Source organism: Microvirga calopogonii, from assembly GCF_003347665.1.
Classification (GTDB): Bacteria; Pseudomonadota; Alphaproteobacteria; order Rhizobiales; family Beijerinckiaceae; genus Microvirga; species Microvirga calopogonii.
In genome coordinates this window covers 1-15,740 of record NZ_QDGA01000107.1, presented here as the reverse complement: position 1 = coordinate 15,740, position 15,740 = coordinate 1, and the positions used below count along the sequence as shown (strand labels likewise).

At 61.5% G+C, this 15,740-nt stretch carries 17 protein-coding genes and 1 pseudogene; 14 read left to right on the top strand and 4 right to left on the bottom strand.

The features are described 5' to 3' along the window. Positions 1-96 precede the first annotated feature (96 nt). Complete coding sequence (locus tag DDF70_RS31125; RefSeq protein WP_114947576.1) at positions 97-1,122, top strand: IS110 family RNA-guided transposase; 1,026 nt, start codon at positions 97-99, stop codon at positions 1,120-1,122. A gap of 412 nt (positions 1,123-1,534) precedes the next feature. Here the strand turns inward: DDF70_RS31125 and DDF70_RS31120 are convergent, their stop codons facing one another. After that, positions 1,535-2,488 carry a LysR substrate-binding domain-containing protein gene (locus DDF70_RS31120; protein ID WP_114948530.1) on the bottom strand — a complete coding sequence of 318 codons (954 nt, stop codon included), beginning with the start codon at positions 2,486-2,488 and terminating at the stop codon, positions 1,535-1,537. Between the two features lie 165 nt (positions 2,489-2,653). Between DDF70_RS31120 and DDF70_RS31115 the strand changes: the two genes are divergently transcribed. The 12 genes and pseudogenes from DDF70_RS31115 (at position 2,654) to DDF70_RS31060 (ending at position 12,898) form a co-directional block, all read left to right on the top strand. After that, positions 2,654-3,691, top strand: a complete 1,038-nt coding sequence (locus DDF70_RS31115; RefSeq protein ID WP_114948528.1) for an ABC transporter substrate-binding protein — start codon at positions 2,654-2,656, stop codon at positions 3,689-3,691. Positions 3,692-3,777: 86 nt separating this feature from the next. After that, positions 3,778-4,830 (top strand): ABC transporter ATP-binding protein, encoded by a 1,053-nt coding sequence (locus DDF70_RS31110; protein WP_114948527.1) that lies wholly within the window; start codon positions 3,778-3,780, stop codon positions 4,828-4,830. Positions 4,831-4,844: 14 nt separating this feature from the next. After that, positions 4,845-5,750, top strand: coding sequence for an ABC transporter permease (locus DDF70_RS31105; protein WP_114948529.1), 906 nt, complete (start codon positions 4,845-4,847; stop codon positions 5,748-5,750). After that, positions 5,747-6,553, top strand: a complete 807-nt coding sequence (locus tag DDF70_RS31100; RefSeq protein WP_114948526.1) for an ABC transporter permease — start codon at positions 5,747-5,749, stop codon at positions 6,551-6,553. The genes DDF70_RS31105 and DDF70_RS31100 overlap by 4 nt, the downstream gene beginning before the upstream one ends. An 11-nt stretch (positions 6,554-6,564) precedes the next feature. Then, a complete protein-coding gene (locus DDF70_RS31095) occupies positions 6,565-7,701 on the top strand; it encodes an NAD(P)/FAD-dependent oxidoreductase (RefSeq protein WP_114948525.1) in 1,137 nt (378 codons plus the stop codon). A gap of 42 nt (positions 7,702-7,743) precedes the next feature. Further along, positions 7,744-8,040, top strand: coding sequence for a (2Fe-2S)-binding protein (locus tag DDF70_RS31090; RefSeq protein ID WP_114948524.1), 297 nt, complete (start codon positions 7,744-7,746; stop codon positions 8,038-8,040). Then, on the top strand, positions 8,037-9,458 hold the full coding sequence (locus DDF70_RS31085) for an NAD(P)/FAD-dependent oxidoreductase (RefSeq protein ID WP_114948523.1): 1,422 nt from the start codon (positions 8,037-8,039) through the stop codon (positions 9,456-9,458). The genes DDF70_RS31090 and DDF70_RS31085 overlap by 4 nt, the downstream gene beginning before the upstream one ends. After that, positions 9,455-10,567 carry an NAD(P)/FAD-dependent oxidoreductase gene (locus DDF70_RS31080; protein ID WP_114948522.1) on the top strand — a complete coding sequence of 371 codons (1,113 nt, stop codon included), beginning with the start codon at positions 9,455-9,457 and terminating at the stop codon, positions 10,565-10,567. The genes DDF70_RS31085 and DDF70_RS31080 overlap by 4 nt, the downstream gene beginning before the upstream one ends. A gap of 24 nt (positions 10,568-10,591) precedes the next feature. Continuing rightward, the gene (locus DDF70_RS31075; RefSeq protein ID WP_114948521.1) at positions 10,592-10,936 is read left to right on the top strand and encodes a RidA family protein; all 345 of its coding nucleotides are present in this window, start codon (positions 10,592-10,594) and stop codon (positions 10,934-10,936) included. A gap of 274 nt (positions 10,937-11,210) precedes the next feature. Beyond that, positions 11,211-11,921 (top strand): IS6 family transposase, encoded by a 711-nt coding sequence (locus DDF70_RS31070; protein ID WP_114948520.1) that lies wholly within the window; start codon positions 11,211-11,213, stop codon positions 11,919-11,921. Positions 11,922-12,023: 102 nt separating this feature from the next. After that, positions 12,024-12,563, top strand: a pseudogene (locus tag DDF70_RS31065) (transposase); the annotation flags it as partial. Further along, complete coding sequence (locus tag DDF70_RS31060; protein WP_245435717.1) at positions 12,506-12,898, top strand: hypothetical protein; 393 nt, start codon at positions 12,506-12,508, stop codon at positions 12,896-12,898. The pseudogene DDF70_RS31065 and the gene DDF70_RS31060, both read left to right, overlap by 58 nt. A 25-nt stretch (positions 12,899-12,923) precedes the next feature. Here DDF70_RS31060 and DDF70_RS31055 read toward each other — a convergent pair whose 3' ends face one another. From DDF70_RS31055 to DDF70_RS31045, 3 genes are all read right to left on the bottom strand, one after another. Next, on the bottom strand, positions 12,924-13,427 hold the full coding sequence (locus tag DDF70_RS31055; RefSeq protein WP_114948519.1) for a hypothetical protein: 504 nt from the start codon (positions 13,425-13,427) through the stop codon (positions 12,924-12,926). 419 nt (positions 13,428-13,846) lie between these two features. Then, positions 13,847-14,590 carry a DUF72 domain-containing protein gene (locus DDF70_RS31050; protein WP_114948518.1) on the bottom strand — a complete coding sequence of 248 codons (744 nt, stop codon included), beginning with the start codon at positions 14,588-14,590 and terminating at the stop codon, positions 13,847-13,849. A 22-nt stretch (positions 14,591-14,612) separates the two neighbouring features. Then, the gene (locus tag DDF70_RS31045; protein ID WP_114948517.1) at positions 14,613-14,801 is read right to left on the bottom strand and encodes a DUF3606 domain-containing protein; all 189 of its coding nucleotides are present in this window, start codon (positions 14,799-14,801) and stop codon (positions 14,613-14,615) included. 199 nt (positions 14,802-15,000) lie between these two features. On the opposite strand from DDF70_RS31045, the gene ku reads away from it, so the two are divergent. Beyond that, positions 15,001-15,740, top strand: a 740-nt coding sequence (ku, locus tag DDF70_RS31040; protein ID WP_114948516.1) for a non-homologous end joining protein Ku, incomplete at its 3' end; no start/stop codon positions are given.

Here is a 15,740-nt window from a genome sequence, read left to right as displayed (position 1 = left end):
AGGGGCCAGCGCAAGAACTGATGGGGTAGACGCCCCCCAACGGCCTCGGTGTGCCACAGTGGAGGTGTTGATCAGCACCACTTAAGAGAGGCGTCCATGGGAGAGGTTAGCACAATCGGTTTGGATCTGGCGAAGAATGTCTTCCAGGTGCACGGAGCCGATGCCTCCGGAGCGGTCCTGTTCCGCAAGAAGCTGCGGCGGCACCAGGTGCTCACGTTCTTCGCAGCCCAACCATCCTGCACGGTGGCCATGGAGGCCTGCGGCAGCTCGCATTATTGGGCGCGCGAGATCCGCAGGCTTGGTCATCAGGTTCGATTGATCCCGCCGGCATACGTGAAGCCCTTTGTGAAGCGCCAGAAGAATGATGCGGCCGATGCCGAGGCGATCTGCGAGGCGGCCCAGCGCCCGACCATGCGCTTTGTGGCGCCCAAGAGCGAACAGGCTCAAGCCGCAGCGATCGTGTTCCGGGCTCGCGACCTCCTGGTGCGGCAGCGAACCCAGATCATCAATGCCCTACGCGGGCATCTGGCCGAGTTCGGGCTCATCGTGGCCAAAGGCCCGGCTCACGTTCCGCACCTGGTGCAGGCTGTCGAGGATGAGGCGGAGCCGATCCCGGAGCTCGCCCGACCCATTCTCCGGATGCTGGTCGCGACGCTCCACCGGCTGGATGAGCAGATTGCAGGTTTGGACCGCGAGGTCGCCCGGCGGGCCAAGGAGGATGAGACGGCGCGGCGGCTGATGACCATTCCTGGGGTCGGGCCGGTCACCGCAGTGGCCCTGGCGGCGCTGGCCCCTCCAGCTGAGACCTTGAGGTGCGGGAGGGACTTCGCCGCGTGGGTCGGGCTTACTCCACTCCAACGCTCCACAGGCGGCAAGCAGAAGCTCGGGGCCACCTCGAAAATGGGCGAGCGAACGCTGCGCCGCCTGCTGATCATCGGCGCGAACAGTGTCTTACTCCAGGTTGCTCGCAACGGAGCGCCGTCGGGATCATGGATTGCCCGGATGGTGGCACACAAGCCGCCGATGCTGGTGCGCGTGGCGCTGGCCAATAAGATGGCTCGCATCGTCTGGGCGCTGCTGGCACGCGGTGAAGTCTATCGGGCTCCGGCCGCGGCTGCGTAGGCAGTTGCGACCGAGGGGCTGTTGGGGCGTAGGAAGGTCGAAGGAGAGAGATGGCGCAACGGTCATTGAGACGGGATCAGACAAACCAGCTTGGGTACGAGAGCTTCGAGCGCGTAGAATTGATTGGGACCTGATCCGCGTACTCCCATCCGGGCCCGCGGCGTATGATCGGCCGCACTCGAGGCCGCACACATGTCCGCATCCGACCTGCGCGCTGTATCAAACCTGAAGATTCTCCTTGCGTTACCAGGGGCGTCTACACATGCTCCCATTGACACGCTAAGGTAGAACGAATGAGGAATTTGCGCTTTTTATGAGCCAGTGATCTTCCTCGGTACGAGAATTTCTCCTTGACGAGTACGGGGTAGTACTCGCCGTTAATGTGACATCCCCATCAGATCTTGTGCCGACCCTACAGGCTTCGCTTACGCTGTTTCCGCACTGCTTTCGGCGTGGCAGAGAGGATTGACGTTTCCATTGCCCGCACGTGTGCCGAGAACGCTTCGACGAATTCTTCTGCGACAGGTGAAGGACGGCGTTGCGGTGGGAAGACTGCCGCAAACTCGAAGTCGATGCGCGGGATGAAGGGACGGGAGACGACGCCACGCGATGCAAATTCCGAGGCCGTGAAAGGATCGCAGATAGAGACACCGAGGCCTGAGGAAACCATGCCGCACATGATCTCCGACAGAGTCGTCTCGATCCGAAGAACGCGTGAGATGCCGTGCTTGGTAAAAACGCTGTCGATCAAGTGCCTGCTGCTGCTGCCTGGCGTCAGCGAAATGAATGTTTCGCCCTCGAAATCGCGGGGACGCAGCACCGACTTGGCGCAAAGATGATGTCCTTCCGGAAGTATGGCAACGCGCGGCAGGGTCGGCATGCGCTGGGAGGAAAGGCCCGCATGCGCCATCGGCGCCTCTGCGAAGCCGAGGTCGCACTGGAGATTGAGCACCCAATCAATGACGAGTGGCGAAATCACGCCGAAGAGGGAGAAGCTCAGATTGGGCCTGTCTCTGAGAAAATAGCCGGAAAAGCGCGGCATGAAGCCGTTGGCCAACGCGGGCAGGGCCGCGACGCGCAGCATCCCGGTGCGCCGTGTTCGAATTTCCTCCGCCGCAGTCGAGATGCGGTCGAGACCGGAGAAAGAGCGCTCGACTTCAGCGTAGAGGGCCGTCGCTGCCGCGTTCGGCACGAGGCCGGTGCCTCGTTTCTCGAACAGGGGCATTTTCAGAATGACCTGAAGATCACGCAACAGGCGGCTCACCGCTGGTTGGGTGACGCCGATCATGCGGGCCGCAGCGGTCACGCTGCCCGAGAGCATGACTGCCCTGAACGCCTCCACCTGTCTCAGATTGATTGCTGCCATGCCGCCTCCGTTCATAACATTCAGGCATGAAGATAATGCCATTATGCATTTGACGATCAATACACGAGTTGGGATCGTTGGTCACCGTCGCGGCTCGTCGGCGGATTAAGAAGAGGGACATCTTCGGCAGTTTGCTGACGATTTAAAGAAGAGGAACAAAATTACATGAGAATTTCCGGCTTATTTACCGCAGTGAGCCTCGCGACGCTCGTTGTCTCTGCGGCTCCGGCAACGGCACAGCAGAAGACCCTGTATGTCGCAGGATATGGTGGGTCTTTCGAGAAGACGATGCGCGACGAAGTCATCTCGGACTTCGAGAAGAAGCATGGGGTCAAGGTCGAGTATATTGCTGGCAATTCCACCGACACGCTGGCCAAGCTGCAGGCGCAGAAAGGCAATCAGCAGATCGACGTCGCTATCGTCGATGACGGTCCGATGTACCAAGCTATCGAACTCGGCTTCTGCGGGAAGGTTCAGAATCTTCCGACAGCCGATCTGTACGACACTGCGCGGTTCAAGGGCGATCGTGCCGTTGCGGTCGGCTTCGTTGCAACCGGCCTGATGTACAACAAGAAGTTCTTCGAAGAAAAAGGCTGGGCCGCGCCGACATCGTGGAATGATCTCAGGGACCCCAAGTACAAGGGCCTGATCGTCATTCCACCGATGAACAACACCTACGGACTCTACACACTTCTCATGTTCGCGAAGATGAATGGCGGCGGTGAGAAGAACGCTGATCCTGGCTTTGATATTATGAAGAAGGACGTCAATCCGAACGTGCTCGCCTACGAGCCGTCACCCGGCAAGATGACGGAACTCTTCCAATCCGGACAGGCTGCCCTGGCCGTGTGGGGCACGGGTCGCGTGCAGTCCTTCGCCAATACCGGATTCCCGGTCGACTTCGTCTATCCCAAAGAGGGTGCGGTGTCGTTGCTGGCTTCGGCGTGCCCGATCGAGAAGCCGAATGCCTCGCCGATCGCCTCTGAATTTATCAAGGCGATGCTCGAGCCGAAGATCCAGCTTATCCTGCTCAAGGATTACGGGTACGGCCCCGTCAACAAGAAGGTCGAGGTGCCGGCCGAACTCGGAAAGATGGCGCCGATCGGCGAGCGTGCCGCCAGCCTGTACAATCCCGACTGGACCAGCATCAACGCCAAGCGTGACGAATGGACGAAGCGCTGGAACCGTGAGGTCGAGCGCTGATAGGCGCAGCGCCCTGACTTGCCGTCCGACCCCGGTGGAAATCGGGGTCGGACCTCTTTCAAGCTCCAGAGGGTCTGACCGAGCGCATGTCCATTCTTGAACTCAACCGTGTCTCCAAACGCTTCGGCGATCAAGTGGCCGTCGAAGACATATCCCTTACCGTTGCCAAGGGTGAATTCATCTCGCTGCTCGGGCCATCGGGCTGCGGCAAGACCACCACGCTGCAGATGATTGCCGGCTTCGTGGACCCGTCTGCAGGAGCCATCAGTCTGAACGGCCGAAACCTTGTGAGCGTGAGGCCCGCAAAGCGCGGGCTTGGCATCGTGTTCCAAAGTTACGCGTTGTTCCCCCACATGACGGCTGCGGAGAACATCGCCTTCGGGCTCGAGATGCGGGGCGTTCCCCGGGCCGAGCGTGAGGTGCGCGTGCGTGATGCGTTGGCCATGGTTGGTCTCGATGGATTCGCGGATCGTTACCCACGCCGCATGTCCGGCGGACAGCAGCAGCGCGTTGCCCTGGCGCGCGCACTCGTCATCAAACCCGATGTGCTCCTGCTCGATGAGCCGCTCTCGAACCTCGATGCGAAGCTGCGCGAGGACATGCAGATCGAGCTGCGTCAAATCCAGCGCAGCATCGGCACCACCACCGTTCTGGTGACTCACGATCAGACCGAAGCCATGGCGCTCTCGGATCGCATCGTCGTGATGAGCAAGGGCCGTATCGAGCAGATCGGCACGCCGCACGAGGCATACGAGAGGCCAGCCTCCGCGTTCGTTTCTCAGTTCCTCGGTAAGACCAACGAATTTCCAGGAGAGATCGACCGGCACGCCGCATCGCCGCGTCTCGTCGCCGGATCCTGTCAGTGGCCGGCGCCCGCTGGGGCCTCCGGTCCTGTCACAGTTACTGTACGCCCGGAGAAGGTCGGCTTCGGCAGCGAAGCCGACAGCGGACTCAGAGCCCGGATCACGAACCGCATCTTTCAGGGAAATCACTGGCTGTTCCAGTGTGAGACCGAGTGCGGCCCAGCGATCGTCGTGCGCCAGAACACGGGTGAGACACAACCAGCCGAGGGCGAAAACGTTCGCCTTGTCTGGCGCCCCGAGGACATGGTGATCCGTCCGGGGGGAGGGGCCAGATGAGCAGTTCCGCCTCCATGACAACAGTGCAGCAACCGGCTGCTCCCGCGCCTGCCAAGCAGGAGCGTTCCGGCGCACGGGCGCCGTGGCCGTTGCTGCTGCCTGCGCTCATCCTCTTCATTGCCGTGGTGATCGTGCCACTCGCCATGACGGTCCTGCTCTCATTTCACAACTGGGGACAGTACACAGGCATTCAGTTTGTGATCACCCTTAAGAACTGGCAGGAGATCTGGTCGGACCCGTACTTCTATGAAATGTTTGCCCGGACTTTCCGGGTTGCGGCGCTGGCGACTCTCGCGGCTGCTATTATTGGCGCGCCCGAAGCTTACATCCTGAACCGTATGCGCGCGCCCTGGAAAGGTTTCTTCCTGCTCATCATTCTCGGGCCGCTCCTGATTTCGGTTGTTGCGCGCACGCTCGGATGGGCCTTGCTCTTCGGTGGAAACAACGGGGTCGTCAACAAGGCCCTGATGTCGATTGGGCTGATCGGCTCCCCTATTCCGTTCATGTTCACGGAAACTGGCGTCGTCATCGCGCTCGCCCACGTTATGATGCCGTTCATGGTTCTGTCGGTGTGGGCCGCGTTGCAGCGGGTCGATCCTCAGATCGAGAATGCAGCGCTCTCGCTCGGTGCCGGGCAAATCACGATCATGCGCCGGATCATCCTTCCTCAGATCATGCCAGGCGTGCTGTCCGGCGGGATAATCGTGTTTGCGCTCTCCGCAAGCGCTTTCGCAACCCCGTCGATCATCGGCGGCCGGCGTCTCAAGGTTGCGGCCACGCTTGCTTATGACGAGTTCCTCAACACGCTCAACTGGCCGCTTGGCGCAGCTGTGGCCGTGCTCCTTCTCGCTGCGCTCGTGCTCGTCATCGTCGGCAGCAATGCACTCATCGAGCGGCGCTATTCAGAGGTGTTCAGATGAGTCGCAATGGTCCTGTCGCTCTGATTTTTCACACCCTCTTCGTGATCTTCATGGTCGCTCCGATCGTTGTGGTCTGCCTTGTCGCTTTCACGCCAGAAGGCTATCTGTCCCTGCCCACGAGCAGCTTCTCGCTCCGGTGGTTCCGCACGATCGCCGCATACCCTGAGTTCATCAACGCCTTCTGGACCAGCCTGTGGATTGGCGCGGTCTCCTCCGTCGTTGCGCTCCTGTTCGCAGTGCCTGCGGCTCTTGCAATCGCGCGTCACCAGTTCCGTGGCCGCGAGGCACTGTCGGCCCTGTTCCTGTCTCCGTTGATGATCCCGCATGTCGTGCTCGGCATCGCGTTCCTGCGGTTCTTTACTCAGACGGGGCTTAGCGGCACTTTCACAGCGCTTCTCATTGCGCACGTCGTCGTGGTGTTCCCGTTCGCTCTGCGTCTGACCCTGGCCGCCGCAACGGGCATGGACCGCTCGGTCGAAATGGCGGCCGTGTCCCTCGGTGCCAACAACTGGACGCTATTCCGCCGGGTGACCCTCCCGCTTATCCTCCCCGGAGTTGTGAGTGGCTGGGCGCTCGCCTTCATTCAGTCGTTCGATGAGGTCACCATGACGGTGTTCCTTGCTGCGCCGGGCGTCGAGACGCTTCCGGTGCGCATGTTCCTCTACATCCAAGACAATATCGACCCACTCGTGACCTCGGTATCCGCAAGCGTGATCGTGATCACGATGCTCGCACTCATCCTGCTCGATCGGTTCTACGGCCTCGAGCGGGTCCTCGCCGGACATAGCGACCGGGGGCGGTAAGGAATAGCTCAATGCGTAACAGTTACGACATCGTCGTGGTCGGTGGGGGCCTCCTGGGGTCCGCCATTGCCTGGGGGCTCGGCCGTATCGGCCAGGAAGTCTGCGTGCTCGACGAGGGAGACATTGCCAAGCGGGCGTCCCGAGCGAACTTCGCCCTGGTCTGGGTGCAGAGCAAGGGACTCGGCATGCCGGCCTATACGGGCTGGACCATGCAGGCGTCGGACAGCTGGCCGAAGCTCGCAGCCGAACTGCGCGAGCAGACCGGCCTGGACGTCTGCTTCCAGCGCAATGGCGGCTTTCATCTCACGCTCGGCGAAGAGGAGCTGGAGCAGCGCTCCGCGCTTCTGAAGCGCCTGCATAACCAGCCCGGCGCTGTCGACTACAAAATGGAAATTCTCGGCAGCGGGCAGGTCGCAAAGATGTTGCCGCATATCGGTCCGGAGGTGTCGGGCGGAAGCTTCTGCCCCTACGACGGACACGTGAACTCGCTGCGCACGTTCCGTGCGTTGCATACGGGAATGGCGAAGTTCGGGGTCGATTACCGGCCGGAGCATCCTGTCTCCGACATCAAGTACGTGCAGGGTGAGTTCCGGCTCACGAGCGCGAAGGGTGAGATCCGGGCCGGGAAGATTGTTCTTGCTGCAGGCAATGCAAACCAGACGCTCGCCCCGATGGTCGGACTCGAAGCGTCCATGGGCCCCACGCGCGGGCAGATCGTCGTAACCGAACGGACGATGCCCTTCCTGCCCCATCCCCTGACGACGGTTCGGCAGACGGACGAAGGTACGGTCATGATCGGCGACAGCAAGGAAGATTTGCTGGATGACACCGTCCTGAACCTCCCGATAAGTTCTGTTATGGCCGACCGAGCGCAGCGTATGTTCCCGCTGCTCGGGCGGTTGAACGTTGTGCGATCCTGGTCCGGCATTCGCGTAATGCCGAAGGATGGGTTCCCCATTTACGACCAGTCCGAGACGTGCCCCGGCGCGTTCGTCACCTGCTGCCACTCCGGCGTGACGCTCGCTTCCAATCACGCTTTTGAAATTGCCCCGATGGTGGCAGCAGGCGCGCTCGACAGGAACAAGCTCGGCGCGTTCTCGGCCAAGCGCTTTCAGCAGTCGGACGTACGGACCAGTGGGTACTACTGAGCCGTAAGGGATAGGGCTGACGTAAGGCCTGGGAGACGATGAATGTTCAAGCGATTTGATGATGACACCAGGAAGACGGTCGAGATCTTCGTTGACGGCCGCCCGGTTACAGCGCGAGAAGGCGATACTGTTTCAGCCGCTTTGCTGGCATCCGGTCTCGATGTGCGAAGGGAGACGGCGGTGAGCGGGGCGCCACGCCTCCCGTATTGCATGATGGGCGTATGCTTCGATTGTCTCGTGACCATCGACGGGATGGGTAACCGACAGGGCTGTCTTGTTCCCGTGCATCCAGGCATGCAGGTTGAAATTCAGAAGGGCAAGAGAGAGATCGGCCGATGACCAACAATCGTCCAATGCGCGATGTGTACGACGTCGCCGTCATCGGCGCGGGGCCCGCAGGGCTTGCGGCTACAAGCCTGGCCGCGCAGTCAGGTCTTTCTACCCTGCTGCTCGATGAAAACCAGGGGCCTGGCGGGCAGGTCTGGCGTGGCGTCACGTCGACGCCGGTGAAAGAGACACGCTTGCTCGGTGACGACTACTGGGCAGGCTCGAAGCTCGTCGAGGAGGTGCGGGCGAGCGGCGCTGAAATTCTGCAGGGCGCGACGGTGTGGAGCCTCGATCGGCACTTGGAGATCGGCATATCGATTGGCGGCGGATCGCAGTTCATCCGAGCCAAGCGTGTAGTTCTTGCAACGGGCGCTCTCGAACGGCCGTTCCCGATTCCCGGCTGGACATTGCCGGGCGTGATGACGGCGGGCGCGGCGCAGACCGCGCTGAAATCCTCCGGGCTGATACCCGATGGCAAGACGATCGTCGCCGGGCAGGGACCTCTCTTCTGGTTGCTGACGGCGCAAATCCTGCGCATGGGCGGGCGCATCGATCTTGTGTTGGACACAACGGAGCGCCGCAACTATCTCCGTGCCCTGCCACACGCGGCGGCGTTTCTGACATCGCCTTACTTCCGCAAAGGTCTCGCGATGATGCGGGAGGTCCGGTCCAAGGTGCGGGTCGTGGGCGGCGTCACAAAGATCGAGGCCGCTGGTCAGGGCCGGCTCGAAAACGTCTCCTATGAGGCAGGAGGCCGGAATGTCCGTGTTCCGGCGGACCTGTTGCTTCTGCATCAAGGCGTTGTACCGAACGTCAATCTGGCCATGTCCGCTGGGGTCAAGCACCGGTGGGATGATACCCAGCTCTGCTGGTTGCCTGTTCTCGACGCCAATGGCGGCACTTCGGTCGAAGGCATTGCCATCGCGGGCGACGGTGCCGGGATCGGCGGTGCGCTTGCCGCTGTGGAACGGGGCCGGATCGCCGCGCGGGCCGTTGTTGAGGCTCTCAGGCCGCAGGCCGGCGCAAAGGCCCCGACCATGGAAATCCTCAGGGCTGCCCTGGCAAAGGCTGAGCGGGGGCGGACCTTCCTCGACATCCTGTTCCGGCCGTCGAAGCAGTTCCGGATTCCTGGAGGTGATACGATCGTCTGTCGCTGCGAGGAGGTCACGGCGCAGGACATCCTGGATTCCGTAGAAATCGGCGCTACCGGTCCGAACCAGCTCAAGGCCTATCGCCGCACAGGCATGGGCCCGTGCCAGGGGCGCCTTTGTGGGCTTACGGTGACGGAGCTGATGGCTGACGCCCGCGGCAAGGCTCCCGAGGAGATCGGGTACTATCGTCTTCGCGCGCCGGTGAAGCCCATCACGCTGTCGGAGCTTGCCTCCCTTCCCAAAAACGAGAGCGCAACGAAGGCCGTGGTGCGCGGATGACCGTGAGGGCAGACGCGATCATTGTCGGTGGCGGTATTCACGGTTGTTCGACGGCCCTGCACCTCTGTCTGCGTGGTCTCCGGCCCGTCCTGATCGAGAAAGACTATGCAGGCCGGCATGCCTCAGGCGTGAATGCCGGCGGGGTGCGTCAGCTAGCCCGGCATGTCGCGGAGATCCCTCTCTCGATTCGCTCCATGGATGTGTGGGAGGGGATCCAAGAACTCGTCGGTGACGACTGTGGCTTCGACAGTCATGGTCAGGTGCTTGTCGCCGAAGACGATGAGGAGCTTGATGCCTGCCGTTCCCGCGTCGCTGATCTGAACCTGCGCGGCTTTACTCACGAAGAACTGATCGACGCAAAGGAATTGCGTCGTCTCGTTCCTGCTGTCGCTGAGACATGTCCTGGTGGGGTCGTGTCACGGCGCGACGGTGCGGCTAATCCGGCACAGACGACAACCGCCTTCCGCCGCAGGGCGGAGCAGCTCGGGACTATCGTGCGCGAGGGAGTTGCGGCGACCAATATTCGCAAGGACGGTCAGCTCTGGCGCATCGACGCGGGTGGCGAGACGTACGAGGCTCCCGTGCTCGTCAATGCCGCCGGCGCATGGGGAGGGCGCATTGCCGCTGCTTTGGGCGAGCCGGTGCCGGTCGAGACGGTTGCGCCCATGCTGATGATCACATCGCGTGTGCCCGAGTTCATCAGGCCGGTGGTGATCCTGCGAGGACGCAAGCTCTCGTTCAAGCAGTTTGCGAATGGAACCGTGTTGATCGGCGGCGGATACCTCGCAACTCCCTACCAGGACACCGGCGAGACAGTTCTGGACTGGCGCAAGCTCCAGGAGAGCGCCCGCACCGTGTGGGAGCTTTTCCCGGTCATGCGCAATGCGACAGTCGTCCGGGCCTGGGCCGGGATCGAGGCGCGGACGGCAGATGACCTTCCCGTCCTCGGCCCGAGTGCCAAGCATGAGGGGCTTTTCCACCAGTTCGGATTCTCGCTACACGGGTTCCAGCTGGGACCAGGAACCGGTGCGGTCATGGCGGAACTTATTGCCATTGGAAACACGAACACACCGATTGACGGCCTGCGCATTGAGCGCTTCGCCACCTGATTTTTAACCTGAGAGGATAAGACGATGATCCAGAGAAACATCCGCACACCGATCATGCATCGCGCGGTCGAGGCGAATGGCTTCGTTTATATCGGCGGCACGATTGCTGACGACACGAGCGTTTCGATGGGCGAGCAAACCCGCAACATCCTGGGAAAGATCGCCGGATATCTGAAGGAGGCTGGTACGGACGCGACGAAGGTCGTCGCAGCGTCGATCTTCGTCACCGACCTTTCGCAGAAGAAGGAAATGGATGCGGTCTGGACCGAGTTCTTCGGTGACAATTTGCCGGCACGGGCCACAGTCGGCGTTGCGGATCTTGGAGGCGGCGCCTTGATTGAGGTCGTCGTGACCGCCATCAAGGGCTGAGACGGTCGAAGGATTGGACAAACGCTTCGGCGGACGAAAAGCAGACCCCCGGCCCTGTGCGGCCGGGGCCTGGACCAGGGCTTCGCCCGCAAGGTCCCTCCTCCAGTTGGAGGATGGGGCGCCGCCAGCAATGCAGGGACGGGGGCGAGTTGTGGATCAAGCAGAACATCCGGCGCCAGTGAGCCCCTCGGCCACGTCCTAGTGGCTCGAAGAGGCCTTGCAGAAGGTACTGTCAGGTTGGCGAAGGTTCGGGACCTGTGGCAGGGTCTCGGGCATGAGCACGACGTCCAACCCGTACCGCGGCTACCGCTTCCCGGCCGAGATCATCAACCAAGCCGTCTGGTTGTATCACTGCTTCAGCCTCAGCCTGCGGGAAGTCGAACTGATCCTGGCTGCTCGAGGGATTCAGGTCAGCTACGAGACCATCCGCGAGTGGAGCCTGCGCTTTGGACGCACCTATGCCAAGACGCTCAAGCGGCGCCGGCCGAAGCCCGGCGACAAATGGTTTCTGGACGAGGTGTTTGTTCGCATCCGCGGCAAACTGCACTACCTCTGGCGGGCTGTTGACCAGCACGGCAACGTGCTCGACGTGCTGGTCCAGAGCCGTCGCAACAAGAAGGCAGCCAAGCGCTTCTTTCGCAAGCTGCTGAAGGGCTTGCGTTATGTACCGAGGGTCATCGTGACGGATAAACTCGGATCCTATGGCGCGGCCAAACGCGAGATCCTGCCGAGTGTTGAGCATCGGCAGAGCCGATACCTGAACAACCGCTGTGAGGTCTCACACCAACCCACCCGAAGACGAGAGCGCCACATGCGGCGCTTCAAGTCAGTCCGGCCCGCCCAGCAGTTTCTCACCACTCATTCTCCGATCCATAACCACTTCCAGCTCCGCCGTCATCGCCTTTCCGCCAGTGAGTATCGGGCTGCGCGGGATCGCGCCTTTGCTACGTGGCGCGAGGCCACCGGTGCTGCCTTGGTAGGCTGACGTGGACCGGCTTGCTGGCTGTCCCAGCGGCAACTTCGTCTACTCACGTCAACTTGACAGTACCCGTTAAACGCCGCGTGCGATCGATGCTCGGCTTCAAGTCGGTTGACAGTGCCGTTGGAGCGGATCAACGCGGATAACACGCTGCCGGCTCTGGCCCGTGAGCTCTTCATCATCCATGCCAAGGAATACGTCCAGCTGCAGGCCCGGCTGGAGGAAGTCGAAGACAAGCTGATGGCCTGGCATCGCAACAATGATTGTAGCCGCCGTCTCGCCAGGATCCCCGGCGTAGGACCGATCGGCGCCTCGCTGCTGGCGATGAAGACGCCTGCCCCTGAGACGTTCCGCTCGGCCCGCCACTTTGCCGCCTGGCTCGGCCTGACCCCGAAGGATCATTCAACCGCCGGCAAGGTCCGTCTTGGGGTAATCACACGCGCCGGCGACGAGGCCTTGCGCAGCGTGCTCGTGGTCGGCGCCACCGCTGTCATCCGGCAGTTACGGCGCGGCCAATGTGCGGCTGCCTCGCCTTGACTGGTGGAGTTGCTCAAGCGCAAGCCGCCAAAGCTGGCCGATCTCAGTTCGTCATCACCTTCTATCCAGGCGGTGGTGTCGGGGGAGGGGAGTTCGAGAACGGTGAGGTGAGCCCCTACATCTTCGATGCCTCCCGAACCAAATCGGGCGAATGGCCGGGCAGGTGGAAGCAGACACGGCGGCGTTTCACATGGACGTTTCCTGATCAGAGCATGCGGATCGACGGGAGCTTTTCAGGTCGCGGGCGGGGCCCTGCGCGACTCAGGGGCACCGAGACCTCGCCGAGACAGCACTCGGCGATCACCTGTATCGCCCTGTCCAAGCTGCCAAAGATCAGGGAGGGGTTGGTCATCCCCAAGAACGGTCGCTTCATCGACCTGGATCAGGAAGAGGGCAATCTGAAGGTGCCGGCAGGCATCTCTCTGCAGGAGCCAGAGGAACAATAAGAGCAGTGGATGCGGTAAGCCGTACTCAGTCGCAGGTTCTGGTTCTGCGGACTGTGACCACGCCGTAGGCGTCGATCCGCTTCCTCACGACAACGCGACACTCTTCTATCGGCGCAGGGATGCCGACAACTCTCTCCTGGTAGACGGGTGGAGGTAGGACCGGCGAGGCAGAGACGATTGGGACATTCCGGGGAGGGACCAAGCCAGGCCCCTCATAACCGTCGCTATATTCCAGAGGCACAATTGGCAAAGGCTGCTGCGGCACCAGGGCTGGCCCTTCATATCCGCCAACAACGCGGCGCTCGATCACGCGGCGGTCAATGATCCTGTGCTCGACCGGTGGGGCGATATAGGCTTCCTCAACCGCGAGCCTGCGCTGGACTGGCGCGTGCTCCAGAACCGCCTCTTGATCCGCGTAGTATGGTGGGAGATCCGCGGCGGTAGCCCCTGTGCTCACCAGAGTTGATCCACCTAGCACCAGTGCGGCCAAGCCCGCGCCTGCAACTTTGTTCAGCTCTAACACCGGCATGTGAGCTCCTGAGGTCTCCGATGGAAACATCGCCTCACGGTCAAGGTTCCCCTTCTGAACCTTGGTGCTCGGCTGCGGGACTTCGACACGTTGGTGGGATGCGTTCGCTCCTCAAATCTGGTGAGGCTGCGACACAATGTTCATCCTAGACCGCTTGCGAATTTTATATCAATCCTTATATCAGGCTTACCCCAGCGGACATTGTTGTGGACTTCGACAGCGGCGGGCGTCACCGCTAGCGTCGATGAGATCGTGCCAGGACGGATGTACTCCGGCACGGTTCGTTCCTGCGCTTGCCTGACGACGCGAGCGCCCGTCTGGTACCCTATTAGCCCAGGCCCGTAGCTGGCGCGGCAGGAGATGCGAAGGCATTCCGCCCGTTGACCCCGGAGCCTGGGCTTTTCCATTTTGTCAGACGCCTAAGACTGAAGAAGCTTCAATGTGCTCAGCGCATCGCCGGTCGCAGCAAAAGCAGCCGTATTGTCGAAGATGCACCATGCTGCTCGGCCGGCCTTCGCATAGTCTCCAAGGGTCGCGGCGGCTTCCGCGATGACCTCTTGCGAGTACGCCGAGTAGTACATTTTTGGCGATCCATGCAGGCGGTAGTAAACCAGCCCGGTCCAGCCGCCCGGAGTACCGGCACTCGGATGAGGCTTCGGATCGGCCGCCACCCGCGCGATCCGATGCTCCACAAGGAAGGCGTCGACATCGGCCGTGAACCATGAGGCATGCCGCGGCTCACAGACGATGTCCCCGTCGAAGGAGGCTCGAAGCCTCTCGACGAATGATCGCACGTCGGCATGGTCGAACTTCAGGCTCGGGGGAAGCTGGATAAGGACCGGTCCGAGCTTCGGCCCCAGTCCGGCAATTTCGCTCAGAAAGCGCTGCAACGGCTCGTCGATATTGCGTAGGCGGGCTTCGTGGGTGATCGTCTTCGGCATCTTCACGGCAAAGCGGAAATGCTCCGGAACATCACCGGCCCAGCGTTGATAGGTCGACACGCGATGCGGGCGATAAAACGAAGAGTTGATCTCAACGCCGTCAAACCGGCTCGCATAGCGCACGAGGTGGCTGCCCTCACTTGGGAAGGCGTCATCGTACTGTTTTGGGATCGCCCAGGCGGCGGTCCCAACTAAGATGCGGTGCTCACTCCTACCCAACATCAGGGCCCGGGCTGCCAGGGGGTTAGCCTCGCTTGAGCTTTCCAGCCGCTGTATCGAGCCTCTCGCGGCTATTCCCGTGCTCTTTGATCAACTCCTCAGCCTGAGTAACACTGATGCCGTGCTTCCGGGCAAAGTAGCCGACTTCGTATTCTTCGCCACCGGCGACCCGGCCCCGATCAGCACCACCGCGATTGGCTTTGTCATCCGACATTCGATTACTCCTTACACAACAACCACGACTCCAAAATGCGCCACAATGGAGGGTGGTTTCAGGACGGCGTTAACCGCACCAGAGAGTCCTGTGGAGAACTCGGAACGAGTCATTTCGGGGCGACGTTGCTGACTCGTGACGGTGCCGGTCAAGGTTGCCAAACCCGTCACACAGTAGCGTATCGTTGGGAGTTCTACCCATGGCTGAACGGACGGTTTGGAAAGGTCACATCAAGCTCTCATTGGTGTCCTGCGCGGTCGGTCTATACCCCTCCACCTCGTCGGGTGGGAAAATCCGGTTCAACACCCTCAACCGCAAGACCGGCAACCGCGTGAAGCGCCAATTCGTCGACAGCGAAACGGAAAAGGTCGTCGAGAGTGAAGACCAGGTCAAAGGGTTCGCGGTCGGGAAGGGCAGCTACATCCAGGTCGAGGACGAAGAACTCGACGCTCTGAAGCTGGAAAGCACCCACACGATCGACATCGAGAGCTTTGTGCCACGCGAGGAGGTCGATGAGCGCTTCCTCGACACGGCCTACTACATCGCCCCGACCGACAAGGTGTCGAGCGAAGCCTTCTGCGTCATTCGGGATGCCATCCGCGACAAAGGCATGGCTGGCATTGCCCGTATTGTGCTGGCGCGGCGTGAACGCATGATCCTGCTGGAGCCTCTCGACGAAGGGCTTGTCGGCACGACGCTGCACGCGGCCGACGAGGTTCGCGACGAAGACAAGGTCTTCGATGAGATCAGCGAGGTGAAGTATCCCAAGGAGATGAAGGATCTCGCCGCGCACATCATCGACAGCAAGGCGGCCCATTTCGATCCGAAGCAATTTGATGACCGGTACGAGGAAGCGGTCGCCGAGCTGCTGAAGTCGAAGCAGGCCGGCAAGCCGCTGAAAGAGGAGCCGTCCGAGAAGCCCTCGAACGTCGTCAATCT

Excerpts from the sequence above, each read along its gene's own strand:
- DDF70_RS31125 (WP_114947576.1), top strand. The coding sequence starts at position 97 with ATGGGAGAGGTTAGCACAATCGGTTTGGATCTGGCGAAGAATGTCTTC.
- DDF70_RS31120 (WP_114948530.1), bottom strand. The coding sequence starts at position 2,488 with ATGGCAGCAATCAATCTGAGACAGGTGGAGGCGTTCAGGGCAGTCATG.
- DDF70_RS31115 (WP_114948528.1), top strand. The coding sequence starts at position 2,654 with ATGAGAATTTCCGGCTTATTTACCGCAGTGAGCCTCGCGACGCTCGTT.
- DDF70_RS31110 (WP_114948527.1), top strand. The coding sequence starts at position 3,778 with ATGTCCATTCTTGAACTCAACCGTGTCTCCAAACGCTTCGGCGATCAA.
- DDF70_RS31105 (WP_114948529.1), top strand. The coding sequence starts at position 4,845 with ATGACAACAGTGCAGCAACCGGCTGCTCCCGCGCCTGCCAAGCAGGAG.
- DDF70_RS31100 (WP_114948526.1), top strand. The coding sequence starts at position 5,747 with ATGAGTCGCAATGGTCCTGTCGCTCTGATTTTTCACACCCTCTTCGTG.
- DDF70_RS31095 (WP_114948525.1), top strand. The coding sequence starts at position 6,565 with ATGCGTAACAGTTACGACATCGTCGTGGTCGGTGGGGGCCTCCTGGGG.
- DDF70_RS31090 (WP_114948524.1), top strand. The coding sequence starts at position 7,744 with ATGTTCAAGCGATTTGATGATGACACCAGGAAGACGGTCGAGATCTTC.
- DDF70_RS31085 (WP_114948523.1), top strand. The coding sequence starts at position 8,037 with ATGACCAACAATCGTCCAATGCGCGATGTGTACGACGTCGCCGTCATC.
- DDF70_RS31080 (WP_114948522.1), top strand. The coding sequence starts at position 9,455 with ATGACCGTGAGGGCAGACGCGATCATTGTCGGTGGCGGTATTCACGGT.
- DDF70_RS31075 (WP_114948521.1), top strand. The coding sequence starts at position 10,592 with ATGATCCAGAGAAACATCCGCACACCGATCATGCATCGCGCGGTCGAG.
- DDF70_RS31070 (WP_114948520.1), top strand. The coding sequence starts at position 11,211 with ATGAGCACGACGTCCAACCCGTACCGCGGCTACCGCTTCCCGGCCGAG.
- DDF70_RS31055 (WP_114948519.1), bottom strand. The coding sequence starts at position 13,427 with ATGCCGGTGTTAGAGCTGAACAAAGTTGCAGGCGCGGGCTTGGCCGCA.
- DDF70_RS31050 (WP_114948518.1), bottom strand. The coding sequence starts at position 14,590 with ATGTTGGGTAGGAGTGAGCACCGCATCTTAGTTGGGACCGCCGCCTGG.
- DDF70_RS31045 (WP_114948517.1), bottom strand. The coding sequence starts at position 14,801 with ATGTCGGATGACAAAGCCAATCGCGGTGGTGCTGATCGGGGCCGGGTC.